We start from the raw sequence: 26,260 nt of genomic DNA, 5'->3' as shown, positions 1-26,260 counted from the left end.
CGCGCGGGCCCCCGCGCGTCACGCCGGGACCCAGGCACCCCCGGGCGGTGCGAAGACGGTGTCGACGCCGGCGGACCAGAGCAGCGAGTCGGGTTCGCGGTCGGTGACGCCCGGCAGACCGCTGTCGGCCACCAGCTCGTCGTCGAGGTCGACCAGTTCGGCGCGACGGAGCGACCACGTGTCGTGCCGGTTCGGCCAGTAGCGCGTGCGTCCCCCGCGGGCGACGTGCATGCCCCAGCGGGCGGTGAGGAACTCGGCGAGCGGGTCGCCGGACACCACCTCGTCGGTGGGCCGGACGGCCAGGCGCGACGACGGGTTCGCCCCGGGCCCGAGCCGGGTGCTGCGGTACGTGACGACGCCGTCCGCCCGCGTGCGCTCCATCGACGCCCACCGGTACGGCAGGCCGAGGCCGGCGTTGGCCGCGAGCACCGAGACGAGCCGCTGGGCCTCGAGGGTGCGGAAGACGACGCCGCGCCTCCCGAGGGCGTCGACCGAGTACAGCCGCACGTTCGTCTCGAGGAAGTCGCCGGCCCAGGGCACGGCAGGCAGCGGACCGAAGGCACTGCCGGTCAGTTCGAACGGGATCAACCCCACCCAGGTCGAGCCGTCGAACACGTCGGGTCGGGTGCCGGGCGGCAGCAGCGGCGCGACGCGCTCGGGTTCGACCCGCCAGTGCGCGAAGGCGAGGCCGCCCCAGTGCTGCCGGATGAACGCGGGGCGGAGCAACGGAGGCGCGGTGGCGGTGACCGGTTCGGGCTCGGCCCCCTGCGTGGTCGGGTGCATGACGGCCACGCTACGGACGCCGCCCGTGAGCGGGCCGGGTCTGTCGGCGGGGTCGGTCGGCGGGGTCGCCCTCCGTCGGTCGCCGACGACCTACCGGTCGCGCGGGCCTCGTTCGTCGGGGCGGGCCTGGTCGAGGACGGTCTGGTCGAGCAGGGCCGTCAGCCGATCGAGGTCTCGTCGCACGGCGTCCGCGTCGGCCCGGAAGTCCGCCTCCGACGTGCCGTCGCGGCGGAAGAGGGTGAAGACGACCTCGCTGCCCCGGTCGTTCGGGACGACGCGGAGGGGGTTGTGGACCACCGTCCCGTCGGGCAGCGTCACGTCGTGGTCGAGCACGCCTTGCTCGACCGGTCCGGTGAAGGCGACCTCGACGACGCCCAGGGGCGACTCCGTGAACCAGCGGTCGCCCTCCGAGCGGATGCCGGCACCGAGGCCGGCCGCCCACAGCGGGAGGTTCCGCGGGTCCCCCGCGACGCGCGACACGACCGCGACGTCGTGGTCGAGCGGACGGGAGAGATGGACGACGGGCCAGGTCATGGTGGCAAGCTAGCAGGCGAGCTCCCGCGCCGGGCGACGCGGACGGAGGGCGGTCGTCGTAGGGTCGGGGTCGTGCCCGCCACCCTCCCGCCGTCAGCCACCGCCCTCACCGACGAGGACCACGCGCTCGTCGAGGCCGCCCGGTCGACCATCGACGCCGTCACCGACGCCGGCCCGGACGAGGACGGCGTGCACACCATGGGCGCGGCCGTCCGCGCGGCCGACGGCCGGATCTTCACCGGGGTCAACGTCTTCCACTTCACGGGCGGGCCCTGCGCCGAGCTCGTGGCCCTCGGCGCCGCACGGGCAGGCGGCGCCACCGACCTGACGCACGTGGTCGCCGTGGGCAACCACGGCCGGGGCGTCACGAGCCCGTGCGGGCGTGACCGTCAGGTGCTCGCCGACCTCCACCCCCACGTCCGCGTGATCCTGCGCGGCCCTGACGGTCTCGTCAGCGTGACGGCGGACGAACTGCTCCCGTTCGCCTACGACCACGGCGCCGAGCAGGTCTGATCGTCGTGTCCGTCGGAGGAAGGGGTCGGACGAGACCGGTGCACGTCGTGCTCGCCGGCGCGTGCGTGGCCGGGCTGCTCACCGGATGCGGCCCGAGCGCCGGAGGCACCACCTCGGCCTCCTGCGCGATCAAGGAGGTCGACCTCGACGGTTCCGACCTCCGGCCGGGTGGCGAGGTCCGACTGAGCGTCGACTGGATGACCTCGAGGTGCGAGGACACCGGCGGCATCGCGCGACCGGCCAGGGACGTCGACGTGACCGTCACCACGGCGGGCGACCGCGAGCCACGCCTGCTCGGGACGGTCGACGAGGCCGCCGGCCCACGCTTCACCGTCGCCGGCTCGTTCCCCCTGCCCGACGACCTGCCGATCGGTGAGGCCACGCTGGCCGTCACGTCGACGTCGGGCGAGGGGACGGTCGCCGAGACGCCGATCGTGCTGACCGCGGGCTAGGCCCGCGCGACCCGCCGGCGACGGGCCGCCCGGCGAGGGCCGTCAGTGACGGACCGTCGCCGATCGAAGCGGCTCGAGGTGGTCGACCGGCACGCCGATGCGGGCTCCGCGCAGCAGGCCCGACACGCGACCGGCGACCAGGCCCACGGCGGCGACGGCGAGCAGCGAGGCCCCCGGACGTCGACCGACCAGCGAACGCCACGCGGCCGCGGTCAGCCGACCGGGCGTGACGCGGCGGGCCGTGCCCGTGTCGGCGTCCCGACCGACCGAGCGTCGGAGGGCGGACTGGGCGACGCCGCGGTCGGACGCCGCGCCGGCGACCGACCGCCACCGCGTCTCGCCCGCGGCGACCGTGCGCGAGACGCGGGCCGACGAGGTCGAGACGACCCGCGCCTCCGGCTCGTCGGCGGCGAGGCGCAGGCAGAGCTCGGCGAACTCGGCGCCGCGAGGGGTCGTCTGGCGTGCGTCGGCGCCGCTGGCCAGGCCGCCGACCTGCAACAGGTCCCACCGTCGGAACGCCACGCTCGGACCCGAGACGTCCTCGAGGCCGACGGGGCCGTCGGGACGCGCACGCGGCGTGCAATCCACCGCCCAGAGGAGGGCGTCCGGCAGGCCCGACGCGGCCGTGCCGGGCCAGGTGGGCTCGGTCCGCCCGACGACGGCGACGACGTCGACCTCGTCGAACGGGGCGGCCATGGCCTGCGCCCAGCCCGCGTGGGCCGAGGAGTCCGCACCGAGGAACGCGACGACGTCGCCGCGCGCGGACTCGATGCCGGTGTCGCGACTGCCGGCGAGACCGGGCGTACGGGTGTTGTCGACGACGACGAGGTCGTCGTAGCGGTGGCGCAGGTCGTCGCGCAGCCTCGGCGCGCGGTCGACGACGACGAGGACCTCGTGCACGTCCCCGTCGCGGAGGACGGAGTCGAGGGCGGCCAGCAGGCCGTCGAACGGGGTGGTCTCGTCGGCGCAGACGACGACGCTGATGCGGGGGGCGGGGCGGTTCACGCGGTGCCTCCCCGGGGGGTGCGGCGGGCGGACGGGAGGACGGCGGGCTCGGGTAAGCGGACGCAGAGGGTCACGGGGTTCCTCGGGGTTCGTCGACGGTCGCCGGTCGCACCGTGGACGGTGCGTTCGGGTGGCGACCCTCGTCGGAGGGTGCGTTCGGGTGACGGGGCCGGGAGGGTGGTCCGGCGACGTCTGCCGGTGGCCGATTCGGGCGACCACGGCCGAGGCACGCCCCGGATTCGGGTTCGGGACGTCCTGACGGGGACAACGCTACGCGGGGCGTCCTGAGAACACGAGGCGAACGGGGGTCCCCCGTTCGAGGGGGACCCGTCCGGGTGACGCACGGGTGGCGTCGCCCGGCCGGGCACACCCCCCGGGGTGAGGCCCGCCGTCCGGTGCGGTTCGGCGCCCCGACGGCCCCCGGAGGGCAGGAGGCGCGGGTGCCGTCGACCGCGTCCGTCCGGCCTCCGGCCCGCTCGCCCCGGCCCCGAACCACCCGTCGGTGACCCGGGGGCCGTGTCGCGCGGCCGTCGCGCACCCGGCCCCCCACCCGGTCGGGCCCCCGCCCCACGCCGGTAGTCTCGGGGCCTCACCCCGAGCACGAGAGGACGTCGACGAGTGCCCCACGGCCCAGGATCACGGCGCCGAGCCGAACGCACGGCACTCGAGCGTGCGGTGGACGAGGGCGTGCTCATCGTGCGCGCCGCCCTGGTCGTCGCCGTCACCAACCGGATCATCCGGCGTGCGCTGCAGGAGCACCTGCCCTTCGACGAGGGCGTCGCCACCCGGGTCACGCGGGACGAGATCGACCGCCTGGCGGCCGAGCAGACGGCCGCCGCCGTCCGCGTCCGCAAGCTCCGTCGGATGACCGGCCGCTCGTACGGCCAGTCCCGCCACCAGTTCGACTACCGGCAGGAGGACGCCGGCGCGCTCAAGCTGCGCGAGGCCGCCTCGAAGGGCGTGGCCCGAGAACTCGCCGCGCGGCGGGACGACGACGCGTTCGTCGGCGGGGTCGTGGCGGACGCCCGGTCCCGCGCGTGGGACGACGTCGGGCAGACCGTCGTCGACCGGCTCGGCTGGGCCGCCCGGCCCGCCGACGACTACGACGACGGCCGAGCCGACCGGCTGCGCGACCTCGTGGAAGGCGACCTGGCCGCCCTGCGCGACGCGCACCCGCGCCCCGGACGCTCCTGACGCCCGGCCCGGTCAGTCCTTCCGGACGCGCAGCCCGCCCTTGGCGACCTTGTACGTCGCGGCCTGCGCCACCGGCTTGATGGTCACCAGGTCGAGGTTGACGTGGGCCGGCAGTTCGACCGAGTGCACGATCGACTCGGCGACGTCGCCGGCCGTCAGGGGCGCCTCGACGTCCCGGTAGACGGCGTCGGCGCGGTCCTGGTCGCCGCCGAACCGCACGAGCGAGAACTCCTCGGTGTGCACCATGCCCGGTGCGATCTCGATCACCCGGATCGGTTCGCCGGCGAGCTCGAGCCGCAGCACGGCCACGAGGGCGTGCTCGGCGAACTTCGAGGCGTTGTAGCCGCCGCCGTTCTCGTACGCGACGTGACCGGCGATCGAGGTGACCGTGACGACGTCGGCGCCCCGCGCCTCCTCGGCTCCCCGGCGCAGCGACGGCAGCAGCGCGGTGATCGCGCGCTTCGTGCCGAGGACGTTGACGTCGAACATGCGCTGCCAGTCGTCGATCGAGCCGTGCTCGACGCTGTCGAGGCCGAACGCGCCGCCGGCGTTGTTGACGAGCGCGTGCAGCGGACCGATGCCCTCGACGTGGGCCCGCAGGGCGGCCACGTCGTCGTCGCTCGTGAGGTCGGCCCGGAACCAGGTCGCCCCCGTCTCGTCGGCGAGCGCACGGAGGCGCTCCTCGCGTCGGGCGACCGCCAGCACCTCCCAGCCGCGCGAGCGGAACAACCGCACCGTCGCCGCTCCGATGCCCGAGCTGGCCCCCGTCACCACGACCCGTCCCACCATGTGCGCCTCCCGGTGCCTCGTCCGTCGGCGCCCGCCGTGGACGCACCGGTCCCACGCTAGCCGTCCGGTTACGTCGCGTGTCCGGCATCGTGGACGGTCGGGGGCGGGGTCCGTACCGTGGCTGTCATCGCAGGCCCCGACGACCCCGTCGGCCCACACGACACGACCCGACCGCAGGAGCAGACCATGACCGACGCCCAGCCCGCCTGGAAGTTCGAGACCCGGCAGATCCACGCCGGCGCCCAGCCCGACCCCACGACCCACGCCAGGGCCACGCCGATCTACAAGACGACCTCGTACGTCTTCCGCGACGCCCAGCACGCGCAGGACCTCTTCGCCCTCGCCGAGAACGGCAACATCTACTCGCGCATCATGAACCCCACCCACGACGTCGTGGAGAAGCGCATCGCCGCGCTCGAGGGCGGGACGGGTGCCCTGCTGGTGTCGTCGGGGCAGGCCGCGTCCACCTTCGCGGTGCTCAACATCGCCGAGGCCGGCGACCACATCGTGTCGTCGTCGTCCATCTACGGCGGCACGTACAACCTGTTCAAGTACACGCTGGCGAAGCTCGGCATCGAGACGACCTTCGTCGAGAACCAGGACGACGCCGACGAATGGCGCCGTGCCGTCCGCCCGAACACCAAGCTGTTCTTCGCCGAGACGATCGGCAACCCCAAGATCAACATCCTCGACATCGAGAAGGTGTCGGGCGTCGCGCACGACGAGGGCGTGCCCCTGATCGTCGACAACACGATCGCGACGCCCTACCTGATCCGGCCGCTCGAGCACGGGGCGGACGTCGTCGTGCACTCGGCGACGAAGTTCCTCGGCGGGCACGGCACGGTCATCGGCGGGTTCATCGTCGACGGCGGCACGTTCCCGTGGTCGGCCGACGCGGACCGCTTCCCCGGGTTGACCCGACCCGACCCGTCGTACCACGGGGCGGTCTACACGCAGGCGGTCGGCGACGAGCTCGCCTACGTCGTCAAGGCGCGCGTCCAGCTGCTGCGCGACCTCGGGGCGTCGAACAGCCCCGACACGGCCTTCTCGCTGATCCAGGGCATCGAGACGCTCAGCCTGCGCATCGAGCGACACGTCCAGAACGCCCAGGAGGTCGCGGAGTGGCTGGACGCCCGCGACGACGTCGCCGCCGTGTACTACGCAGGCCTGCCGACCAGCCCGTGGTACGCCGCGGCGAACAAGTACGCGCCCCGCGGCGTCGGGGCCGTCCTCTCGTTCGAGCTGAAGGGCGGGGTCGACGCCGGTCGGGCCCTCGTCGACGCCCTGCGGCTGTTCAGCCACCTGGCCAACATCGGCGACGTTCGCAGCCTGGTGATCCACCCCGCCTCGACGACGCACTCGCAGCTCACCCCCGAGCAGCAGCTGACGACCGGCGTCACGCCGGGCCTCGTGCGGCTCTCGGTCGGCCTCGAGAACGTCGACGACCTCAAGGCCGACCTCGACGCCGGGTTCGCCGCGGCTCGGGCGGTCACCCGCGAGTCGTTGCGCAGCAGCTAGGCCGTCGCCCCGAGGCGACCACCCGAGGAGGCGCGGTGCGCGTAACAAACGCGCCGCGCCTCCTCGCGTCCCCCAGGATGGACAGCACATGGACTGGCAGAGCACACCCGAGGACACCGTCCCGTCGAGCGTCATCAGCGAACGCACGCGCCTGGCCGTGCTGGGCCGCCCTCCGGTCACCGGAGCCTGGCGCGACGGCGACGACCCGGGCGGACGCCGGTTCGAGACGCTCGACGACCTGGTGCTCGAGAGCGGCGTCACGCTGCCCCGGCCCCGGCTCGCGTTCGAGACCTGGGGCGAGCTCGCCGCAGACGGCGGCAACGCCGTCCTCGTGTCGCACGCCCTCACCGGCGACAGCCACGTCGTCGGCGAGGCCGGCCCCGGGCACCCGACGGCCGGCTGGTGGAACGGCGTCGTCGGCCCCGGGCTCGCCGTCGACACCGACCGGTGGTTCGTCGTGGCGCCGAACGTGCTCGGCGGCTGCCAGGGCAGCACCGGGCCCTCGTCGTTCGCCCCGGACGCCGTCGAGTGGGGGTCGAGGTTCCCGCACCTGACGATCCGCGACCAGGTCGCCGCCCAGGCCGCCCTCGCCGACCGGCTCGGCATCGACCGCTGGGCGGCGGTCGTCGGCGGGTCGATGGGGGGCATGCACGCCCTCGAGTGGGCCGTCACGCACCCGTCGCGCGTCGAGCGCCTCGCCGTGCTGGCCGCACCGCCCGTCGTGAGCGCCGACCAGATCGCGCTGAACACGGTCCAGCACGAGGCCATCCGCATGGACTCCGCGTACGACGGCGGCGACTACTACGACGCGGTCGACGGGCCCTACCGGGGCCTGGCCCTCGCCCGACGCATGGCCCTGCTGAACTACCGTTCGCCCGACGAGCTCAACGCCCGCTTCGGACGCAGCTGGCAGAGCGAGATCTCACCGCTCGGCGGGCCCGGGCGGTTCCAGGTCGAGAGCTACCTCGACTTCCACGGCAACAAGTTCACGCGGCGCTTCGACGCCGGCAGCTACGCGACCCTGCTGGGCGCCATGAACTCGCACGACGTCGGACGCGACCGGGGCGGGGTCGCCGCCGCCCTGAACCGGGTCACGGCGCGTTCGCTCGTGCTCGGCGTCGACAGCGACCGGCTCTTCCCGGTGTCCGACCAGCGGGTCGTCGCGCGGCACCTCGCGAACGCCCTCGACGGCGACGACGTGGCGGTCGTGGGGAGTCCCTACGGGCACGACGGATTCCTCATCGAGACCGCCGCCGTGGGCGCTCAGCTCCGCCGACTGCTCGACTGACCTCCCTTCGGCGGACACCCCGGGGTACAGTTCGCGACCGGGACCGGATCGTTACCGGACCAATCCGCCCGTCGGGCCCTGCACGACCCCCTGAGAGGGTTCTGGGTGTGAAAACATGAGGGGTCGCCAGCCACCCGGCAGCCGCGACGCCCCCGTCGGAAGCCACTCACGAATCATGGACATCTTCGCCCAAGAGCGCGATCGTCTGCTCAGCAGCACGACCCGCACCCTGGGGCTCGCCTGCGCGGCGGTCTCGATCGTGGCGCTCGTGATCCCGGGGGTCACCGACCCGCTCCACCTGGCGGCCATCGCTCCGCTCGCCGCCCTGCTCATCGTGGCGCTGCTGTTCGTCACCGGGCCGCGCGCCCGCGTCTGGGTCCCCGTCGGCCTGGCGGCCGGCATCGCCGCCACCGTGGTCGCCCTGCTGCCGGCCGGCGGTCCCGACGACGGGCCGCTCGCCACGGCGATCATCCCGTTGGCCGGCGGGGCGACCGCCGCCTTCAGCCTCATGCTCTCGTCGAGCCGTCCGCGACTCACGACGGCCGTCGTCGCGTTCGTCGTCGAGATCACGCTCGTCGCGCTCGCGACGGGGTCGCTCTTCACCTTCCCGGTGGCGGCGGTGCTGCTCGGCTGGGTGTCGTGCTTCGTGACGGGCCTCTGGCTCGGCCGCGCGGTGCCCCTCGCCGCCCGGCGCATCTACAGCATCGGCAACGCCCACCGGGCCGAGCGCCAGGCCAGCGAGACCGAGGCGCAACGCCGTCAGGGCGCCCGGCTGCTGCACGACACCGTGCTGGCGACCCTGACGCTGCTCGCCCACTCGGGGTTCGGCGTCACGGCGCAGGCACTCCAGGACCAGGCGGCCGAGGACGCCCGCCTGCTGCGGCACCTCCGCCTCGGCGGCACGCCCCAGCCCCAGGCGTCGGGTGACTACAGCCTCGAGACGGTCGAGGAGTCGCCCCTCGGGCAGACCCTCGAGTCCGTCAAGCAACGCTTCGGTCGCATGGGCCTCGAGGTCAGCTGGCACGGCACCGGGCAGGTCCTGCTGCCGACCCACGTCCTCGACGCGTTCCTGCTCGCCCTGGCCGAGTGCCTCGAGAACGTCCGGCGTCACGCGGGCGTCACCGAGGCGCACGTGACGATCATCCACGACGACTCGATGGTGCGGGCCATGGTCACCGACGCCGGGGTGGGCTTCGACCTGGCCGGCATCAGCGAAGAACGCCTGGGCTTCAAAGAATCGGTCGTCGGCCGCCTGCACGAGGTGGGCGGCAGCGCCCGGCTCTTCTCCTCGCCCGGCTCGGGCACGACCGTCGTCCTGGAGGCACCCCGATGAGCGTCGACGAGAACACCTTCGGCATCGTCCGCGGCCGTCGTGCGGCACGAGGCCTGCCGATCAGTTCTACCGGTGCGCGGTCGCTGCGCCAGGCGCGGGCCGCCGGCGCCACCCTCGGCACGGGCTACCTCGGCGTCGGGGCGGCCGTGGTCGCGGCCCTCCAGGCCGTCTACGGCCTCACGTTCTTCCTCAGCCACTTGTCCGCCTACCCCGACGTCACGCCCGCGCTCGTCTCGTGGCTGCTGTACGTCGCCGCGTTCATCGGCACGGCCGCCCTCGTGACCGTCCGGGGCGAGCGGCTGACGACGGGCGTCTTCGCCGTCATCGGCGTCGTGCTGGCCGCCGTCGTCGCCCTCGACTTCGTCGCCGTCTGGCCCCTGCACGACGTCGGTGCCTACGCCACGTCGAGCGTCGCCGTGGGCTTCGGCCTGCTGCCGATCGTCACCCTGAGGCCCGTGCGCGAGGTCGTCGTCGCCACCGCCCTGCTGTTCGTGGCCTTCGTCGTCATGGTCGCGGCGTCGACGCCCGTCACGAGCGATTCGGGGCCCCAGCAGATCGCCGTCGTGGCCCTCACCGTCCTGCCGAGCGCCATCGCGACCTTCGCGGTGCACCGGTTCCGGCGCATGGTGCAGGTCGAGCTCGACCGGGTCCTCGTCCAGAGCAACGTGTCGCAGCCCCGCTTCGCCGTCGGCATGCTCGCGAGCGACGAACTGGCACGGCTCGACCTCGCCGCCGAGAAGCTGCTCGACGGGGTCGCCAACGGCGACGTCCCGTTGCCGCTCTCCCCCAAGGTCGCCTCGCAGGCGGCCTCGCTCGCCACCGAGCTGCGGCTGCACCTCATCGAGGGCCGACGCGAGACCTGGCTGCACCACGCGGTCACCGAGTCCGAGTACCTCGGGCGCTCGGTCACGCTGGTGGACCCCTCGTCGCTGGCGGGACTCTTGGCACCGCCGCAGCGCGACGGCCTGCTGCAGGGCGTCTGGCTGCTGCTCGGCGACTCGAAGAGCCGGGCACCGGGCACGACCATCCAGCTGACCCTCGGGCCGGTGACGGCCGCCTCGCAGTCGTTCGCCGGTCGGAGCGTCTGCGTGCCGGTCGTCGTCTCGACGACGGGCATCCGGCGCAACCGCGTCACGCCGGCCACCTGGAACGCCCTCGAACGCGCCGGCGAGTACACCGTGTCGACGCACGAGTCGAGCGTCAAGATCTCGGTCGCCTGCATCGTCGACAACCCCGCCGAGACCTGAGCCGACCAGCCCCCGCGTGGTCTCCCCCGATCACCGCCCCCGCCCGTAGCATGTTCACCACACCGTCCTGAAAGAAGGTCCCGACGTGTCAGACCACGACGACCGCATCCGCCTCGCCCTCGTAGACGACCACAAGATGCTGCTGGGCGCCCTCAGCGAGTGGATCCGCGGTGCCGCGAGCGACATCTCGATGGTGGCCGCCGTCGCGTCCTGGCCCGAGCTGCTCACGCACCCCGAGTTCCCGGTCGACGTCGTCCTGCTCGACCTCGACCTGAAGGACAGCATCCCGATCTCGCTCAAGATCAACACGCTCAAGACCACCGGCGTCAAGACGGTCCTCATGAGCACCTACTCCGAGCCCAACGTCGTCCGCGAGGCCCTCGCGGCCGGTGCCCTCGGCTACCTCGTCAAGAGCGAGGACGCCGAGATGATCGTCGAGGCGATCCGCTCGGCCGCCAAGGGCGAGTCGTACATCTCGGCCGAGCTCGACCTGGCGCTCAACGCGGCCGAGGTCGGCGGGGTGCCGAAGCTCAGTGCGCAGGAGCGCCGCGTGATGGCGCTCTACGGCGGTGGCGAGCCGGTCAAGGCCGTCGCGTACCAGCTCGGCATCAGCGAAGAGACCGCGAAGAGCTACCTCAAGCGCATCCGCGAGAAGTACCGGGTCGCCGGCTACGACGTGGGCACCAAGGTCGCCCTGCGGAAGCGCGCCATCCAGGACGGCATCCTGCTGCAGACCGACACGCCGGCCCAGACCAGCTTCTGACCCGCGGCGCGAACTACGCGCGACGGCCCGACTCCCCCGGGAGCCGGGCCGTCCGTCGTCCGCCCCGCCCGCGCACGCGGCCGGCCGGCGCCTGCACCTGCGCCCACGCCGCCATGCCGCCACGCACCCGGGAGGCGCGAGGGGCGCCCCGAGGACGTCCTACGCCGACACCGACTCGCGCTCGGCAGCCGTGGCCCGAGCCGTGCCGCGCTTGTCGTCGACGCGCTGCATGCCGAAGCTGATCATCGTCAGGACGACGCCGGCGAGGGCGAGCACGACGCCGACCCAGCCCGGGGCGGAGAAGCCGAGGCCGGCCGCGATGACGGCACCGCCGAGGTACGCGCCGAAGCTGTTGCCGAGGTTCATCGCCGAGTGGTTGAGCGCGGCGCCGATGACCTGGCTCTCGCCCGCGACCTCCATGAGGCGGGACTGCACCGACGGGCCGACGCTCGACCCGACGAGGCCGACGAAGAACGTGCTGACGAAGATGCCCACGATCGAGCTCGAGGTGAGCGCGTACGCCGAGAGCGCGGCGATCAGCCCGACGAAGCCGAGGTACATGGCGAGCTTGAGCGAGCGGTCGGCCAGCCAGCCGCCGAGCAGGTTGCCGATCGTCATGCCGACGCCGACCGTGACGAGCACCCAGGGCACGACGCCCTCGGCCACGCCCGCACCCTCGGTGACGGCGTTGGCGATGTAGCTGTAGACCGCGAAGAACCCGCCGAAGCCGATGGCGCCGATGCCCATGACGAGCCAGACCTGTGGCTGCTTGAAGGCCCGCAGCTCGCGCTTCATCGAGGCGCTCGCGTCGCCGTCCTGGTGCGGGACGGCGAGGGCGACGGCGGCGAAGGTGAGCGCGAAGATCAGGGCGACGGCGAGGTAGGCGACGCGCCAGCCGGCCTGCTGGCCGAGCCAGGTGATCGAGGGCACGCCGACGACGTTCGCGATCGTCAGCCCGCTGAGCACGAGCGCGACGCCCTTGCCCCGGTTGCCGGGCCCCATGATCGACGCGGCGACGATCGACGCGATGCCGAAGTAGGCGCCGTGCGGCAGGCCCGCGGCGAAGCGGGCGGCCAGCACCCAGCCGAACGACGGCAGCAGGGCCGAGGCGACGGTGCCGACGGTGAAGGCCGCGAGCAGGGCCAGCAGCAGTTTCTTCTTCGGGAAGTGCGACGACATCGCGGCGATCGTGGGTGCCCCGACGACGACGCCGAGGGCGTAGGCGCTGATCAGCCAGCCGGCCTGGGCGATGCCCGCGTCGGCCGAGCGGGCGTAGAGGCCGGGCAGCAGGTCGCCGGCCATGTTCGGCAGCAGGCCCATGGCGACGAACTCGGTCGAGCCGATGCCGAACCCGCCGAGGGCGAGGGCGATCAGGGCGGCCGTGCGACGACGGCGGGAGAGGTGGGTCACGTGGGAGCCTTGCGTTGGGGTCGATCGAGGGGGATGTTCGACCTGGACTCACCGTTGAGAGGTTCGTGACAGTGGGTGCTGCCGATCACATCGTATCGATTCGACCGCCCGCCCCGCAACGACCGGGCGGCAGCCGCGCCCTCGTCAGCCCTTGACGGAAGTCGCCGTCCGCGCCCCGACGTTGCCCGACGAGTCGACCGACCAGGCGATCAGCGTGTACTGCCGACCCGAGGTGAGGGCGGGCAGGGTCGCCGACGTCGCCCCCGTCGAGGTCACCGGCAGTCCGCTCGTCGGGAGGGCGCCGACGCCGGCTCCCGGCACGAGTCGGACGACGGTGCCGACGGCGTCCGCCGAGGTCGAGGCCCGCCAGGTGGCCGTGCGGGTGCTCGACGCCGTGGCGATCGCCAGCGACGTGACCGCGGCCGGTGCCGTCTTGTCCGACCGGTCGCGCCAGCTGAGCGAACCGGTCATGGTGCCCGGGGTGAAGGTGCAACGCAGGGTCCACGACAGGCGGGCCGAGGTCACGGCGCCCGTGGAGTCCACCGCGAAGGACGAGACCGTCAGACGCCCCGTGTACGACCCGCAGCCGCGACCGGAGCCGGAGACCGAGAGGCCGTACTTCGCGGTCGACCCCTCGGCCGGACCGGTTGCCTCACTCGTGTCGAAGGTGCCGACCTGCAGGGGCCCGCCACCGTAGCGGACCACCTCGACGCGGGTCGTGTCGGCGCCCGAGTCGAGCCCGTAGGGGCGCGTCGGGACGAAGGCGTAACCGTCGGACGAGCTGCGGCCCACGACGGTGGCGAACGAGCCGTCCGGGAACGCGTGGGTCGTGCCGCCCGAGACGTAGTCGTCACCCCGGTACGTGATGCCGGTCGTGCCGAGCGGAGCGGAACCCGCGAGCGAGATCCGCCGGGTGACCCCACCCGTGGCGATCGACACCACCCCGGCGCGCGGACCCGCCTTGGTGGGCGTGAAACCGATGGTGAACGTGCACTTCGCGCCCGCGGCCAGGGTCGTCCGGCTGCACGTGTCGGCCGTGATCGGGAAGTCCCCCGACGTCCCCGACGTCACGGCGGCGGCACCCATCGTGACGGGCGCCGAACCCGTGTTGACGATGGTCTCCGTCGTGGTCACGGGCACCGATCCGACCGGGGTGTCCGGGTACTGGATCGTCGTGGCGGTGGGCACCGCTCCCGTGTCGCCCGGCTGACCGAAGCGCAGCTGACCGAAGAAGGCGTACGAGGGCGTCGCCGTCCCGTTCCGGAAGACGACGTCGAAGCGCGTCAGCGCGCCTGCAGCGTCCGCGGCGAGGTCCAGGACCTCGACGTCCCCGATGAACGACTGGCTGACGCTTCCGACCACGAGTTCGGCACGGGCGAGGGAGGGGTCCTGTGAACGGGAGTCGACACCGTACCGTCCGACCGTGAGGGACTTGCCCTGAGGGGGCTCGACGGTGATCCGGATGCCGTCACCCGCGCCCGACTTGCTCTCGGGGCCGACCACGGTGATGCCGCGGCTCAGCGTCGCGACGCCGATCGTCACGGACCGTCCGACGGCCGCGTGCTGACGACCGGCGGGGTAGCCGGGATCGTTGGTGCTCGAGACGCTGAGCACCGCCGTGCTCGTCGCGGCCGACGCCGGCGTCGACGCCGACGCGAGAGGGGTGACGGTCGCCGCGAGGACGGCCAGGGCCGTCACCCCGAGCAGGGTGAGAGAGGGACGTTTCACGGGGGCTCCTTCGCCGGGAGGCGCGATCGAGAGGCGCCCTGCAGTCATCGTGCCCGCGCGGTCGCCCCCCGGACGGGTGGATCCCCCGTCACCCGCGGGCGGGAGCGACGACGGTCCGCAGCCCGGCCTCGCGGCCGGCCACGCACGCCGGTCGCCGGCCTCAGGCGTCGTCGAGAGCGGCCTCGAGCCGCTCGACCTTGCCGGTCAGCTCGCCGGTGCGCCCCGGCCGGATGTCGGCCTTGAGCACGAGCGACACGCGCGACCCGTAGGCGCCGACCGCCTCGGTGGCCGCCTTCACGACGGCCATCACCTCGTCCCACTCGCCCTCGATCTCGGTGAACATCGACGAGGTGTGGTTCGGCAGCCCGGAGGCCCGGACGACGGCGACCGCGGCGGCGACCGCCGAGTGGACCGAGTCGGGCTCGGAACCGGCGGACGGTCCGCCCTCGGGGGCGGCACCACCGGGCGAGACGGAGAACGCGACGATCATGCGTCCATCCTCGCGCCGTCCGGCCGGACACGCCAGAGCGTGACCGCGGCCCAGGCCAGCAGGCCCAGCTCGAGCACGGCCCGGACGGTGACCACGGTGACGAGATCGGGTCGGGCGGCGAGCAGGGCGTCGTACTCGAGCGGGTAGACGATCTGCGTCAGTCCGGCCACGACCACGGCCAGCACCGCGGGCACGACGAACCTCGGCCCGCCCGAACGCGCGAGCACCAGCCCGACGACGACGGGCACGGCGAGCCAGGCGACGAACTGCGGCGACCCGACCTTGTTGGTCACGATGAGCGCCACCACGACGGCCGTCGACAAGGGGCCGAGGAGGCGCGTGGCCGTCGCCCCGCGGCGCACCGCCCGCAGGCCCAGCAGGACGACGCCGAGCACCACCGCGGCCATGACGACGCTCATCGCCTTCGCGGCGAACCCGACCCCGTCGCCGGCGATCTGGTAGGTGAGGATCTGCCGGTCGTAGTAGACGAAGGTGCCGGGGACGCCCGCGGCGGCACGCCAGAGCCAGAGCACCGCCGCGGGCGACTCGACCTGCAGTCCGCGACCGGCCTGCTGCCCGACGAAGCCGACCACGTTCCACCCGCTGCCGAGCACGAGCGAGATGGACGCCACGACCGCGGTCGTCACCGCGGCGGCCACGACGACCTCGACCCGACGACGCACGGCGAGGACGGCGACCACCACGAGGGCGGCGGGCCAGACCTTGACCCAGGCCGCGATCGTGAGCAGGGCGGAAGCCAGCGAGGGCCGGGTCGAGACGAGGAGCAGTCCCACCAGCGCGATGGGGACCGTGACGGCGTCGATGCGGCCGAGGGCGATCGGCCCGAGGGCGACGAGGAACGCCAGCCACCACCAGGCCGCGACCGCCGACCCGGGCCGCCGCCGGGCGACCAGCACGGCGAAGGCACCGGCGTTCAGCAGCGACACCAGCACGAGCCAGACGGCCCCGTAGCCCGCGTCGCCGCCGAGCCGGGCGACCAGCATCGGCACGGCGGCGAGCAGCGGGTAGACCCAGGGACGGTCGACTCCCACCCAGTCGCCACCCCCGACGCCCTGTTGCATCCAGGTGCGGTAGACGACGTCGACGTCACCCAGGGTGCGGTTGCCGCCGACGAGGTTCAGCCGGACGAGCCACGCGTGGACGAGCACGAAGGCGATGCCGATCACGACGGGTGACGCCGCGAGCGACCTCACCCGGTCGACGACCGCGGTCCGACCGTCGGCCACGGGCCGGGAACTCGACCGGCGGACGTCGGGGTCGGCCGACACCCCGACGCCGGCCGGCGGACGGGGCGCGGAGGTCGGCATGCCCACAGGCTAGCCGTCGGCCCCGACACCGGGCGTCATGCGTCGGACGACGTCGGCCGTCGCCGCTACGATCCCTCTCATGCGCAGACCCGCCTCCCTCCGACTCGTCGCGACCGCCGCCGCCCTCGTGCTGGCCGGTTCGCTCGCCGCCTGCTCGTCCGACGGGGGCTCGGGCACCACGGGGTCGTCCGTCGGCCCGGTCTCCGAGGGCAAGCTCACCGTCGCCACCGGTGAGCCCGCGTACAGCCCCTGGGTCGAAGACGACGACCCGTCGTCCGGCAAGGGCTACGAGGCCGCCGTCGCCTACGCGGTCGCCGACGAGCTCGGCTACGACGCCTCCGACGTGGTGTGGGTGCGCACGACCTTCGACGAGGCCATCGCGCCGGGCCCCAAGACGTTCGACCTGAACCTCCAGCAGTTCTCCATCACCGACCAGCGGAAGAAGGCCGTCGACTTCTCGCCCGCCTACTACGAGACGCGCCAGGCGGTCGTGACCCTGCCCGGCACCGCGGCGGCCGATGCGACGTCGATCGCCGACCTCGAGGGTCTCGACATCGGCGCCCAGAGCGGCACGACGAGCTTCACCGCCGCCGAGACCGCGATCGACCCGGACGGCGGCGTGCAGGCCTACAACTCGAACGACGACGCGAAGGCCGCCCTCGAGGCCGGCCAGGTCGACGCCATCGTGCTCGACGTCCCCACCGCCACCTACTTCGTCGAGGGCGGCGTCGTGCTCGGTCAGCTGCCCGCGGCCGACGGGGCGAGCGACCAGCTCGGCATCGTCCTGCCGCTCGGCAGCTCGTTGACCGCCGACGTCACGACGGCCGTCGACGACCTCACGGCCGACGGCACGCTCGCCGAGCTGCAGAAGCAGTGGCTGGCCGACTACGACGTGAAAGAGCTGTCGTAACCCCTCGCACGGTCGCGGCCGCCCCCGGGGCGGTCAGCGACCTCGAACTGGGCCGGCGGGCGTTCCGGCGTCGGCAGTCGACGCGGTCGGTCGTGGTCGCCGCCGTCAGCACGATCGCGTTCGCCGCGCTCGCGTGGTGGGCGATCACGAGCACACCCGGCTGGTCCCGGGTGCAGTTCAGCTTCCTCGACGGCGCCACGTTCGCCTCGGCGTGGCCCAGGGTGGTCGAGGGCCTCTGGCTCAACGTCCGCGTGCTGGTCGTCGCCGCGATCGGCGTGGCCGTCGTCAGCACCGTCCTGTCGGCGGCGCGCACCCTGCGCGGGCCCGTGTTCTTCCCGGTGCGGGCCCTCGTCCGCGGCTACACCGACCTGTTCCGGGGCATGCCGTTGATCATCGTCCTGTACCTGGTCGGGTTCGGCGTGCCGGGGCTCGGCCTGGGCATCCCCCGGCTGCCCGCCGAGTTCTGGGGCACGATCGCGTTGATCCTCACCTACTCGGCCTACGTCTCCGAGGTCATCCGCGCCGGCATCGAGGCGGTCCACCCCTCACAACGCCTGGCCGCGCGCTCCCTCGGCCTGAGCCACGCCAAGACCCTGCGTCTCGTGGTGTTCCCCCAGGCGCTCCGCAAGGTCACGCCCGCCCTGATGAACGACTTCGTCTCGATGCAGAAGGACGTCGGTCTCATCTCGGTGCTCGGCGCCGTCGACGCGGTCCGCGCCGCGCAGATCGAGACGGCCACGGCGGCGAACTTCACGCCCTACGTCCTCGCCGGGCTGCTCTTCGTGCTGTTGGCCCTGCCGACCATCTGGCTGACCGACTGGCTGTCGGCGCGCCTCCGTCGTCGCGAACAGGCGGGCAGCGTCGTATGAACGTCTCCGACCCCACCGCAGGAGGCGCGGTGCCCGTCGCCCCCGACGCCGGCCTCCCCGAGACGGTGCTGCGCCTCGAGGGCGTCCGCAAGTCGTTCGGCGACGCCGTGGTGCTCGACGGCATCGACCTCGACGTCGCCCGGGACGAGGTCGTCGCCCTGATCGGTGCCAGCGGCTCGGGCAAGTCGACGCTGCTGCGCACCGTGAACCTACTCGAGCAGATCGACGACGGCCGCATCGTGCTCGCCGGGGACGACATCAGCGACCCCCGGGTGCTCGTCGACGCGGTCCGGGCCCGCATCGGCGTGGTGTTCCAGCACTTCAACCTCTTCCCCCACCTGACGGTGCTCGACAACGTCGCCCTGGCCAGCCGCCACGTGCTGCGCCAGCCGAGGGCCGCGGCGAACGAGCGCGCCCTCGAGGTGCTCACCCGGGTGGGACTCGGCGACAAGGCCGACGCCTACCCCGACCGCCTGTCAGGCGGGCAGCAGCAGCGCGTCGCGATCGCCCGCGCCCTCGCGCCCCGTCCGGCCGTGCTGCTGCTCGACGAGATCACGAGCGCCCTCGACCCCGAGCTGGTCGGCGAGGTGCTCGACCTCGTGCGCACCCTGAAGGACGTGGGCACGACGATCCTCATGGCGACCCACGAGATGGCGTTCGCCCGCGACGTCGCCGACCGCGTCGTGTTCCTCGACCGGGGTCGGATCGCCGAGCAGGGCCCGCCCGCCCAGCTCTTCACGGCGCCCCGCGAGGCCCGCACCCGCGAGTTCCTCACCCGCTTCACCGCTCCCTGAGGCGCGGACGCGGCACAGCGCAGCGATGCGGCGTCGCAGCGACGCGGCGAGGCGGCGAGGCGGCATCTCGTCGACCCGGGGACGCAACGACGCTCACCGTCCTCACCCGCGCCTCCCAGGCCTTTGAGAGGGTGACACGTCACCATCGAGGCAGCCCCGTGGACTCGCCGCGCGTCACGCCGACCCCTCCGAAGGACGACCATCATGAAGAAGAAGACCACCATCGGGCTCGGCGTCGCCGCCGCCGTCGTCGTGCTGGGCGTCACCGCCGCCTTCGCCGGGCCGGTCCTCTACCGAGACCTCGTCGTGGGCGAGCCCGAGGCCGCGCCCACGGCCGCCCTCACCCCCGGGTCGAGCACCCTCGACGCGAGCCAGCTCACCGGCGACTGGAGCATCGGCGACGGCAGCACGGCCGGCTACCGCGTCGACGAGGTGCTGAACGGGACCGACGTGACCGTGGTCGGCAGCACCGACCAGGTCTCGGGCACCATCACCGTCGACGGCACGAGCATCTCGGCCGCGACCATCGACGTCGAAGTGGCCTCGATCGCGACCGACAGCGGCAACCGCGACGACTACTTCCGCGGCACGGCCATGCAGGTGAACCGGTTCCCCACCGCCACCTTCACGCTGACCCAGCCGATCGAGGCGGCCGTGCCGTCCGACGGCGAGGTGGCGAGCGTCGACGCCACGGGCGAGCTCACGATGCACGGCGTCACGCAGACCGTCACCGTCCCCCTCCAGGCGGCGCTCTCGGGCGACGGCGTGCAGGTGAGCGGCTCGATCCCGGTCACGTTCTCGGACTACGGCGTCGAGGCGCCCGACCTCGGCTTCGTCAGCGTCGAGGACCAGGGCACGGTCGAGTTCCTCGTGGCGGCGACCCCCGCCTCCTGACCCGCTCCGAGCCCGTCCGACGAGGCGTCAGCCCCGGCGCAGCAGGTCGGCGATCGTGGCGGGCAGCGCGTCGACCAGGCCGAGCACGGTGAACGGTCCGCCGGCGCCCGCCCGTGACGCCGCGAGGCCGTGGACGACCGAGGCCGTCGCAGCCAGGCGGGCCAGCGCCTCCTCGTCCGCGGCGATCTCGTCGTGGTGGGTGGCGACCAGCGCACCCAGCACCCCGCCGAGCGCGTCGCCGGCACCGGCCGTCGCGAGCCACGACGGGGCGCTGGCGGCGACCAGGCGGGTGCCGCCGGGGGACGCGACGTACGTGCGGTGCCCCTTGACGAGCACCGTGCACCCCCACTCCCCCGCGGCATGTTCGGCGGCGTCGGCCGGGTCGGCCGCGACGTCCTCGACCTCGCGTCCCGAGGCCTTCGCGAGTTCGCGGAAGTGCGGCGTCAGCACGACGGGCCCGGTCGCCCGCTAGCGCAGCGACAGGGCGCCCGCGTCGAGCACGAGCGGCAACCCCGAGGAGGCGCCGGTCGCGAAGCCGTCCCGCGTCTCGTCGTCGAGGTGGTCGGGGTCCACCCCCGAGCCGAGCAGCCACGCCTGCACGCGACCGGGACTCGTGACGGCCTCGGGCCGACGGTGCAGGACGAAGTCGGAGGCGCGCGAGGGCCCCAGGTAGCGCAGCATCCCGACGCCGGTGTGCAACGCGGCCTCGACGCCGAGCACGGCGGCGCCCGGGTACGAGCTCGAGCCGGTGACGACGCCGAGCACGCCCCGGCTGTACTTGTCGTCGTCGACGGCGGGCACGGCGATGCCCCCGGCGGCGTCGGACGGGGTCCATTCGGTGAAGAGTGCGTCGGAGGTCACGCCCCGACCGTAGTCGCACCCACCGGAAGACGACGGTCCCGGTCGGCCGGGAACACGATCGACCCCGAGCCGGTTGGCTCGGACGCATCATTCCCCATCGAAAGGCGATCCCCTCCTCGTGACGAACGCAGCACAGACGACGCCCGCCCCCACGACCACCTCCGCCGACTCCGGGGCCTCCGTCGGGCTCTTCGACCCGATCACCCTGCGCGGCACGAGCTTCCGCAACCGGCTCTGGGTCGCACCCATGTGCCAGTACTCGGCCGAGCTCGAGGACGGCGTCCCCACCGACTGGCACCTCGTCCACCTGGGCTCGCTCGCCCGAGGAGGCGCCGGTGCCGTCATCGCCGAGGCCACGTCGGTCACGCCCGAGGGCCGCATCTCGCCGCAGGACCTGGGCCTCTGGAACGACGCGCAGGTCGAGGCGTTCCGCCCGATCACCGCCTTCGTCCGCTCGCAGGGCGCGGTGCCCGGAGTCCAGCTGGCGCACGCGGGGCGCAAGGCGTCGACCTTCCGCCCGTGGAGCGAGACGCAGGGCACCGTGCCGGACGACCAGGGCGGCTGGACCACCGTCGCCCCCTCGGCCGTCGCGTTCGAGGGCTACGACGAGCCGGTGGCCCTGACCACCGAGGCGGTCGGCGGCCTGGTCGAGGCGTTCCGCGTCGCGGCACGTCGCTCGGTCGACGCCGGCTTCGAGCTGATCGAGCTGCACGCGGCCCACGGCTACCTGCTGCACCAGTTCCTCTCGCCGCTCAGCAACCTGCGCGACGACCGGTACGGCGGGTCGCTCGAGAACCGTGCGCGGTTCCTGCTCGAGGTCGTGGCGGCCGTCCGTGCCGAGGTCGGCGACGAGTACCCGCTGCTCGTCCGCTTCTCGGCGACCGACTGGGCCGACGGCGGCTGGGACGAGGACGACACCGCGACGGTCGCTGCCTGGGCGCGCGACGCCGGAGCCGACCTGTTCGACATCTCGACCGGCGGCCTCGTCGCCGGCGTGAGCATCCCGGTGGGCCTCGGCTACCAGGTGCGCTTCGCCGAGCACGTCCGCAACCGGGGCCGCGTCGAGACCGGCGCCGTCGGGCTCATCGTCGGGGCCGAGCAGGCGAACGAGGTCGTGGCCAGCGGCCGCGCCGACGTCGTCCTCATGGCGCGCGAGTTCCTCCGCGACCCGCACTTCCCGCTGCGCGCCGCGGCCGAGCTCGGCGTCGAGCTCGACTACACGCCGTCGCAGTACCTGCGGGCGCCGTTCCGCGTGCGCTGAGCCGCCCCGGGCCGTACCGGTCCCTCACGACGCGACCCGCGCCTCCTCACCCTCTCGGGGTCGGGAGGCGCGGGTCGCGTCGTCCGTCGGGTCTCGCTCAGCGACGCCGGGTCGCGTCCTGCACCTCGCCGATTAGCTCTTCGAGGATGTCCTCGAGGAAGAGCACGCCGCGCGTGGCCCCGGACTCGTCGAACGAGCGCGCCACGTGCACGCCGCTGCGACGCATGGTCGCCAGGGCGTCCTCGAGTTCGGTGCCCTGGAAGATCGAGATCAGCTGGCGGATGCGCTTCGGCGGGACCGGGTCGGCGAACTCGTCCTCGTCGAGGTCGATGACGTCCTTGAGGTGCAGGTAGCCCGTGGGGTCGCCGTCGTCGTCGACCAGCACGTACCGCGAGAAGCCGCGCTGCGCGACGGCCCGCTCGACGTCGTGCGGGGTGGCGTCCTCGGGCAGCGTGACGAGTTCGGCCATGGGGACGGCCGTCTGCGCGACGGTCTTCTCGGTGAACTCGAACGCCGCGCGCACCGTCCCCGTCGCGTCGGTCAGCATGCCCTCGCGCTGGGACTGCGCCACGATCGTCGCGACCTCGTCGACCGTGTAGGCGCTCGTCGCCTCGTCCTTGGGCTCGACCCGGAAGGCCCGCAGCACGGCGTTGGCCGAGTGGTTGAGGGCCAGGACGACCACGTGCAGCACCCGGGCGATCGCGACGAGCGGCGGCGCCAGCAGCAGGGCCGCCCGGTCCGGCAACGAGAACGAGATGTTCTTCGGCACCATCTCGCCGAAGACGACGTGCAGGAACGACACCAGCACGAGGGTGATGACGAAGCCGACCACGCCGACCAGTTCGGGGCTGAGCCCGGTCCAGCCGAGGGGGCCCTCGAGCAGGTGGTGGATCGACGGCTCGGACACGTTGAGGATCAGCAGCGAGCAGATCGTGATGCCGAGCTGCGTCGTCGCGAGCATCATCGTCGCGTGCTCCATGGCCCACAGCGTGGTCTTCGCCGCGCGGCTGCCGGCCTCGGCCTTCGGTTCGATCTGAGAGCGGCGGGCTGAGATGACGGCGAACTCGGCGGCGACGAAGAACGCGTTGCCCGCCAGCAGCACGACCAGCCAGACGATGCCCCACCAGTCGCTGCTCATCGGGTCACCTCCTTCGTGCGGACGGCACGCCGGTCGTCCTCGACGCCGGTGCGCACCGTCGAGGGCAGGACCTTCGGGTCACGGCGGCCGGACCGGTCGCGCTCGTCGCGTCCGTCTCGACGCCCGGGCTCGACCGTGGGGGCCTCGGCCACCTCGTCGGGCGTGGGCGTGAAGCGGATGCGGTCGATGCGGCGCCCGTCGAGCCGCTCGACGCGGAAGGCGCCGTCGTCGGTCTCGACCACGTCGCCGACCTTCGGCAGACGCCCGAGCTCGCTCATCAGCCATCCGCCGACGGTCTCGTAGGGGCCGTCCTCCGGCACCTTGACCGAGGCCCGCTCGAGCAGCTCGTCGGGGCGCAGCAAGCCGGGGAAGGTCAGCCAGTTGCGCGACCGCACGACGTCGACCCGACTGCGGTCGTGCTCGTCGCTGACCTCGCCGACCAGCTCTTCGATGAGGTCCTCGAGCGTGACGACGCCGGCCGTGCCGCCGTACTCGTCGACCACGACGGCCATCTGGTAACCCCGGCCCCGGACCTCGCCGAGCAGGTTGTCGAGCGTCATGGTCTCCGGAACGCGCACAGCGTCGGTCAGCAACGCGGAGACGGGCACGTCGGCCCGCTTCTCGCGGGGCACCGAGACCGCCTGCTTGACGTGGACGAGGCCCACGACGTCGTCGATCCCGTCGTCCGTCACCGGGAACCGCGAGTACCCGGTGCGGCGGGCCAGCTCGAGGACCGTCTCGGCCGAGTCGCCGCGCGACACGGTCGACAGTCGGGGCCTGGGCGTCATGACGTCGGACGCCGTGTGGTCGCTGAAGACGAGCGTCCGGGCGAGCAGGGTGGCCGTGTCGCGGTCGAGGCTGCCCTCGGTCGCCGACCGGCGCACGAGCGACGAGAGCTCTTCGGCCGTGCGGGCGCCCGACAGCTCCTCCTTCGGCTCGATGCCCATGGCCCGGAGCACCGCGTTGGCGGTGTTGTTGAGCAGGGCGACCGCGGGCTTGAAGACCGTGGTGAAGAGCACCTGGAACGGGATCACCAGCTTGGCGGTCTTCAGCGGCAGCGCCAGCGCGAAGTTCTTGGGCACGAGCTCGCCGACGATCATCGACAGCAGGGTGGCCACGACGATCGACACGATCGGTGCCCCGACGCCGACGACGCCCTCGGGCACGCCGACCGCCGTCAGCGGCGGTGAGATGAGCCGCGAGATCGCGGGCTCCATCGTGTAGCCCGTCAACAGGGTGGTCAACGTGATGCCGAGCTGGGCGCTCGACAGGTGCGTCGACGTGATGCGGAGCGCACCGATGGTGGGCGCGAGCCCCTTCTCACCCCGCGACTGCCGGGCCTCGAGGTCGGACCGGTCGAGGTTGACCAGCGAGAACTCGCTGGCGACGAAGAGCCCGGTGCCGACGGTGAGCAGCAGGCCGAACGCGAGCAGCAGCCACTCGTTCACGAGCTGCACCCGCCCCGGTCGACGGTCGTGGTGCCCGTGGTGAGGAGGCGCGGCGAGCGATGGTGCGAGGGCGCGGTCGTCTGAGACGGAGGGTCATCCATAGACGGGTGATCTTACGGCACGTGCACCGTTCTCGTCGGGCGGCTTCGCCCGACGGCGGCGTGCGGCCCGGATCGTCCGGCCCGGAGGGCCGTCACCAGCTGACCGGCAGCGCCTTGCCCTCTTCGTAGCCCGCCGCCGACTGCACGCCGACCAGGGCCCGCTCGGCGAACTCGGCGACGGTCGTCGCCCCGGCGTAGGTGAACGAGCTGCGGACGCCCGACGTGATCATGTCGAGCAGGTCCTCCACGCCCGGCCGCAGCGGGTCGAGGTAGATCTTCGACGACGAGATGCCCTCGGCGAAGAGGGTCTTGCGGGCGAGCTCGTACGGGTCGAGACGTTCGAAGCGACCGCGGACGGCTTTCGTCGAGGCCATGCCCCAGCTCTCCTTGTAGAGGCCGCGCTCGTCGCTCGCGAGCTCGCCGGGGGCCTCGATGGTGCCGGCGAACCACGAGCCGATCATCACCGACGACGCCCCGGCCGCGAGCGCGAGGGCCACGTCGCGGGGGTAGCGCACGCCGCCGTCGGCCCAGACGTGGGCGCCGAGGGCTCGCGCCGTGGCGGCCGTCTCGAGCACCGCCGAGAACTGGGGGCGACCCACGGCGGTCATCATGCGGGTGGTGCACATCGCACCCGGCCCGACGCCGACCTTGACGATGGAGGCCCCGGCGGCGACGAGGTGCCGGACGGCCTCTTCGGTGACGACGTTGCCCGCGACGATCGGCAGGCCGAGGTCGAGGCTCGAGACCGTCTGCACGGCGCGGATCATGCCGTCCTGGTCTCCGTGCGCGGTGTCGATGACGAGCACGTCGACGCCGGCCGCGGCGAGGGCCTTCGCCTTGCCGGCCACGTCGCCGTTGATGCCGACGGCCGCCGCGATGCGCAACCGGCCGTCCCCGTCGACGGCGGGCCGGTAGATCGTCGACCGCAGGGCGCTCTTGCGGCTGACCGTGCCGACGACCCGGCCGTGACGCAGCACGGGGGCGAAGTGGATGTCGGCGGCCACCATGCGGTCGAACGCGTCGCGCGGATCGTCGACGTCGTCGGCGTCGAGCGAGGTGAGGGCCCCGTGCAGCAGGTCGCCCAGCACGGCGTCGCGCGGGGCGGTGGCGAGGCGCGAGGTGGCGATGCAGCCGAGGTAGGCCCCGGTGCCGTCGTGCAGGACGATGCCGTGGCCCTCGACGGCGGGGACCACCGAGAGCGCCTGCTCCACGGTCTGCCCCGCGTCGAGCGAGTACGGCGTGTCGTAGTCCACGGGCTGGGCCTTGACCCAGCGGATCGCGGCGTCGAGGTCTTGCAGGTGCATGTCCTGCGGCAGGACGCCGAGGCCGCCCCGCCGGGCCAGGGTGGCCGCGAGGCGGGGCCCCGTGACCGAGTTCATGTTGGCCGAGACGATCGGGATCGTGGCCCCGGTGCCGTCACCCGGCGCGAGGGACACGTCGAGCCGGCTGGTGATCGACGACCGGCTCGGGACGAGGAACACGTCGGAGTAGGTCAGATCGTGCGTGGGGGTCGTCTCGTAGAACCGCATGGGTCCACGGTAATCCCTGTGAGTCGTCCCGCCGCCGTCCGGCCGTTTGCGCTTAAGCTGGGCCAGGTGGGCGTCGCCGC

Annotated in this window: 24 protein-coding genes and 1 pseudogene; 13 read left to right on the top strand and 12 right to left on the bottom strand. The window is 73.3% G+C overall.

The genetic code is table 11. The features are described from left to right. Window positions 1–18: 18 nt before the first annotated feature. Window positions 19–783, bottom strand: coding sequence for a YqjF family protein (locus AC3CCI_RS13445; RefSeq protein WP_488627485.1), 765 nt, complete (start codon window positions 781–783; stop codon window positions 19–21). A 90-nt stretch (window positions 784–873) separates the two neighbouring features. Further along, window positions 874–1,317 carry an SRPBCC family protein gene (locus AC3CCI_RS13440; protein WP_488627484.1) on the bottom strand — a complete coding sequence of 148 codons (444 nt, stop codon included), beginning with the start codon at window positions 1,315–1,317 and terminating at the stop codon, window positions 874–876. Between the two features lie 72 nt (window positions 1,318–1,389). Here AC3CCI_RS13440 and AC3CCI_RS13435 point away from each other — a divergent pair, with 72 nt between their 5' ends. Together AC3CCI_RS13435 and AC3CCI_RS13430 are read left to right on the top strand one after the other, a co-directional pair. Beyond that, window positions 1,390–1,830, top strand: a complete 441-nt coding sequence (locus tag AC3CCI_RS13435; RefSeq protein WP_488627483.1) for a cytidine deaminase family protein — start codon at window positions 1,390–1,392, stop codon at window positions 1,828–1,830. 38 nt (window positions 1,831–1,868) lie between these two features. Further along, entirely contained in the window at window positions 1,869–2,282 is a 414-nt protein-coding gene (locus AC3CCI_RS13430; RefSeq protein WP_488627482.1) for a hypothetical protein, read from the top strand. 42 nt (window positions 2,283–2,324) lie between these two features. Here the strand turns inward: AC3CCI_RS13430 and AC3CCI_RS13425 are convergent, their stop codons facing one another. Further along, window positions 2,325–3,287, bottom strand: coding sequence for a glycosyltransferase family 2 protein (locus AC3CCI_RS13425; RefSeq protein WP_488627481.1), 963 nt, complete (start codon window positions 3,285–3,287; stop codon window positions 2,325–2,327). Between the two features lie 687 nt (window positions 3,288–3,974). Between AC3CCI_RS13425 and AC3CCI_RS13420 the strand changes: the two genes are divergently transcribed. Next, the gene (locus AC3CCI_RS13420) at window positions 3,975–4,481 is read left to right on the top strand and encodes a hypothetical protein (protein WP_488627480.1); all 507 of its coding nucleotides are present in this window, start codon (window positions 3,975–3,977) and stop codon (window positions 4,479–4,481) included. Window positions 4,482–4,493: 12 nt separating this feature from the next. On the opposite strand, the gene AC3CCI_RS13415 is transcribed toward AC3CCI_RS13420, so the two are convergent. Next, window positions 4,494–5,270 carry an SDR family oxidoreductase gene (locus AC3CCI_RS13415; protein ID WP_488627479.1) on the bottom strand — a complete coding sequence of 259 codons (777 nt, stop codon included), beginning with the start codon at window positions 5,268–5,270 and terminating at the stop codon, window positions 4,494–4,496. A 186-nt stretch (window positions 5,271–5,456) separates the two neighbouring features. On the opposite strand from AC3CCI_RS13415, the gene AC3CCI_RS13410 reads away from it, so the two are divergent. From AC3CCI_RS13410 to AC3CCI_RS13390, 5 genes are all read left to right on the top strand, one after another. After that, window positions 5,457–6,788, top strand: coding sequence for a bifunctional o-acetylhomoserine/o-acetylserine sulfhydrylase (locus tag AC3CCI_RS13410; protein ID WP_488627478.1), 1,332 nt, complete (start codon window positions 5,457–5,459; stop codon window positions 6,786–6,788). Between the two features lie 88 nt (window positions 6,789–6,876). Further along, entirely contained in the window at window positions 6,877–8,076 is a 1,200-nt protein-coding gene (gene metX / locus AC3CCI_RS13405; protein ID WP_354592912.1) for a homoserine O-acetyltransferase MetX, read from the top strand. 175 nt (window positions 8,077–8,251) lie between these two features. Continuing rightward, complete coding sequence (locus AC3CCI_RS13400) at window positions 8,252–9,409, top strand: sensor histidine kinase (protein WP_488627477.1); 1,158 nt, start codon at window positions 8,252–8,254, stop codon at window positions 9,407–9,409. Beyond that, on the top strand, window positions 9,406–10,656 hold the full coding sequence (locus AC3CCI_RS13395; RefSeq protein ID WP_488627476.1) for a hypothetical protein: 1,251 nt from the start codon (window positions 9,406–9,408) through the stop codon (window positions 10,654–10,656). Before AC3CCI_RS13400 ends, AC3CCI_RS13395 begins: the two co-directional genes overlap by 4 nt. An 85-nt stretch (window positions 10,657–10,741) precedes the next feature. After that, window positions 10,742–11,419: a response regulator gene (locus AC3CCI_RS13390; RefSeq protein WP_354592915.1), complete on the top strand. Its 678-nt coding sequence runs from the start codon at window positions 10,742–10,744 to the stop codon at window positions 11,417–11,419. Window positions 11,420–11,578: 159 nt separating this feature from the next. Here the strand turns inward: AC3CCI_RS13390 and AC3CCI_RS13385 are convergent, their stop codons facing one another. The 4 genes from AC3CCI_RS13385 to AC3CCI_RS13370 form a co-directional block, all read right to left on the bottom strand. Continuing rightward, a complete protein-coding gene (locus AC3CCI_RS13385; protein ID WP_354592916.1) occupies window positions 11,579–12,829 on the bottom strand; it encodes an MFS transporter in 1,251 nt (416 codons plus the stop codon). Between the two features lie 144 nt (window positions 12,830–12,973). After that, entirely contained in the window at window positions 12,974–14,557 is a 1,584-nt protein-coding gene (locus AC3CCI_RS13380; RefSeq protein ID WP_354592917.1) for a choice-of-anchor D domain-containing protein, read from the bottom strand. A 160-nt stretch (window positions 14,558–14,717) separates the two neighbouring features. Next, window positions 14,718–15,047, bottom strand: a complete 330-nt coding sequence (locus tag AC3CCI_RS13375) for a thiamine-binding protein (protein ID WP_354592918.1) — start codon at window positions 15,045–15,047, stop codon at window positions 14,718–14,720. Continuing rightward, window positions 15,044–16,375, bottom strand: coding sequence for a glycosyltransferase 87 family protein (locus AC3CCI_RS13370; RefSeq protein WP_488627475.1), 1,332 nt, complete (start codon window positions 16,373–16,375; stop codon window positions 15,044–15,046). The genes AC3CCI_RS13375 and AC3CCI_RS13370 overlap by 4 nt, the downstream gene beginning before the upstream one ends. A 79-nt stretch (window positions 16,376–16,454) precedes the next feature. Here AC3CCI_RS13370 and AC3CCI_RS13365 point away from each other — a divergent pair, with 79 nt between their 5' ends. The 4 genes from AC3CCI_RS13365 to AC3CCI_RS13350 all read left to right on the top strand — a co-directional run bounded on the left by AC3CCI_RS13365 (window position 16,455) and on the right by AC3CCI_RS13350 (window position 19,842). Further along, complete coding sequence (locus tag AC3CCI_RS13365) at window positions 16,455–17,285, top strand: ABC transporter substrate-binding protein (protein WP_354592920.1); 831 nt, start codon at window positions 16,455–16,457, stop codon at window positions 17,283–17,285. A gap of 92 nt (window positions 17,286–17,377) precedes the next feature. Beyond that, window positions 17,378–18,154, top strand: coding sequence for an amino acid ABC transporter permease (locus tag AC3CCI_RS13360; RefSeq protein ID WP_354592921.1), 777 nt, complete (start codon window positions 17,378–17,380; stop codon window positions 18,152–18,154). Next, entirely contained in the window at window positions 18,151–18,948 is a 798-nt protein-coding gene (locus tag AC3CCI_RS13355) for an amino acid ABC transporter ATP-binding protein (protein ID WP_354592922.1), read from the top strand. Before AC3CCI_RS13360 ends, AC3CCI_RS13355 begins: the two co-directional genes overlap by 4 nt. Before the next feature lie 204 nt (window positions 18,949–19,152). Beyond that, window positions 19,153–19,842, top strand: a complete 690-nt coding sequence (locus AC3CCI_RS13350; protein ID WP_488627474.1) for a YceI family protein — start codon at window positions 19,153–19,155, stop codon at window positions 19,840–19,842. Between the two features lie 27 nt (window positions 19,843–19,869). Here the strand turns inward: AC3CCI_RS13350 and AC3CCI_RS13345 are convergent. Then, window positions 19,870–20,607, bottom strand: a pseudogene (locus AC3CCI_RS13345) (ADP-dependent NAD(P)H-hydrate dehydratase). A 295-nt stretch (window positions 20,608–20,902) separates the two neighbouring features. Between AC3CCI_RS13345 and AC3CCI_RS13340 the strand changes: the two are divergent. Further along, window positions 20,903–21,964 carry an NADH:flavin oxidoreductase/NADH oxidase gene (locus AC3CCI_RS13340; protein WP_354593304.1) on the top strand — a complete coding sequence of 354 codons (1,062 nt, stop codon included), beginning with the start codon at window positions 20,903–20,905 and terminating at the stop codon, window positions 21,962–21,964. A 97-nt stretch (window positions 21,965–22,061) separates the two neighbouring features. On the opposite strand, the gene AC3CCI_RS13335 is transcribed toward AC3CCI_RS13340, so the two are convergent. The 3 genes from AC3CCI_RS13335 to guaB1 all read right to left on the bottom strand — a co-directional run bounded on the left by AC3CCI_RS13335 (window position 22,062) and on the right by guaB1 (window position 26,180). Next, a complete protein-coding gene (locus tag AC3CCI_RS13335; RefSeq protein ID WP_488627473.1) occupies window positions 22,062–23,102 on the bottom strand; it encodes a hemolysin family protein in 1,041 nt (346 codons plus the stop codon). Then, window positions 23,099–24,550 carry a hemolysin family protein gene (locus AC3CCI_RS13330; RefSeq protein ID WP_354593305.1) on the bottom strand — a complete coding sequence of 484 codons (1,452 nt, stop codon included), beginning with the start codon at window positions 24,548–24,550 and terminating at the stop codon, window positions 23,099–23,101. Before AC3CCI_RS13330 ends, AC3CCI_RS13335 begins: the two co-directional genes overlap by 4 nt. A 193-nt stretch (window positions 24,551–24,743) precedes the next feature. After that, a complete protein-coding gene (gene guaB1 / locus AC3CCI_RS13325) occupies window positions 24,744–26,180 on the bottom strand; it encodes a GMP reductase (protein ID WP_354592926.1) in 1,437 nt (478 codons plus the stop codon). Window positions 26,181–26,260 lie beyond the last annotated feature (80 nt).

The sequence above is a fragment of the Frigoribacterium sp. CF331 genome (genome assembly GCF_057787905.1).
Note: the sequence above shows the minus strand (reverse complement) of the source record. Positions and strands in the feature narration are given on the sequence as shown.

Bases quoted from the DNA above. Each gene is read 5' to 3' on its own strand.
- AC3CCI_RS13445 (WP_488627485.1), bottom strand. From the start codon at position 783: ATGCACCCGACCACGCAGGGGGCCGAGCCCGAACCGGTCACCGCCACC.
- AC3CCI_RS13440 (WP_488627484.1), bottom strand. From the start codon at position 1,317: ATGACCTGGCCCGTCGTCCATCTCTCCCGTCCGCTCGACCACGACGTC.
- AC3CCI_RS13415 (WP_488627479.1), bottom strand. From the start codon at position 5,270: ATGGTGGGACGGGTCGTGGTGACGGGGGCCAGCTCGGGCATCGGAGCG.
- AC3CCI_RS13410 (WP_488627478.1), top strand. From the start codon at position 5,457: ATGACCGACGCCCAGCCCGCCTGGAAGTTCGAGACCCGGCAGATCCAC.
- metX (WP_354592912.1), top strand. From the start codon at position 6,877: ATGGACTGGCAGAGCACACCCGAGGACACCGTCCCGTCGAGCGTCATC.
- AC3CCI_RS13400 (WP_488627477.1), top strand. From the start codon at position 8,252: ATGGACATCTTCGCCCAAGAGCGCGATCGTCTGCTCAGCAGCACGACC.
- AC3CCI_RS13395 (WP_488627476.1), top strand. From the start codon at position 9,406: ATGAGCGTCGACGAGAACACCTTCGGCATCGTCCGCGGCCGTCGTGCG.
- AC3CCI_RS13375 (WP_354592918.1), bottom strand. From the start codon at position 15,047: ATGATCGTCGCGTTCTCCGTCTCGCCCGGTGGTGCCGCCCCCGAGGGC.
- AC3CCI_RS13370 (WP_488627475.1), bottom strand. From the start codon at position 16,375: ATGCCGACCTCCGCGCCCCGTCCGCCGGCCGGCGTCGGGGTGTCGGCC.
- AC3CCI_RS13365 (WP_354592920.1), top strand. From the start codon at position 16,455: ATGCGCAGACCCGCCTCCCTCCGACTCGTCGCGACCGCCGCCGCCCTC.
- AC3CCI_RS13355 (WP_354592922.1), top strand. From the start codon at position 18,151: ATGAACGTCTCCGACCCCACCGCAGGAGGCGCGGTGCCCGTCGCCCCC.
- AC3CCI_RS13350 (WP_488627474.1), top strand. From the start codon at position 19,153: ATGAAGAAGAAGACCACCATCGGGCTCGGCGTCGCCGCCGCCGTCGTC.
- AC3CCI_RS13335 (WP_488627473.1), bottom strand. From the start codon at position 23,102: ATGAGCAGCGACTGGTGGGGCATCGTCTGGCTGGTCGTGCTGCTGGCG.
- guaB1 (WP_354592926.1), bottom strand. From the start codon at position 26,180: ATGCGGTTCTACGAGACGACCCCCACGCACGATCTGACCTACTCCGAC.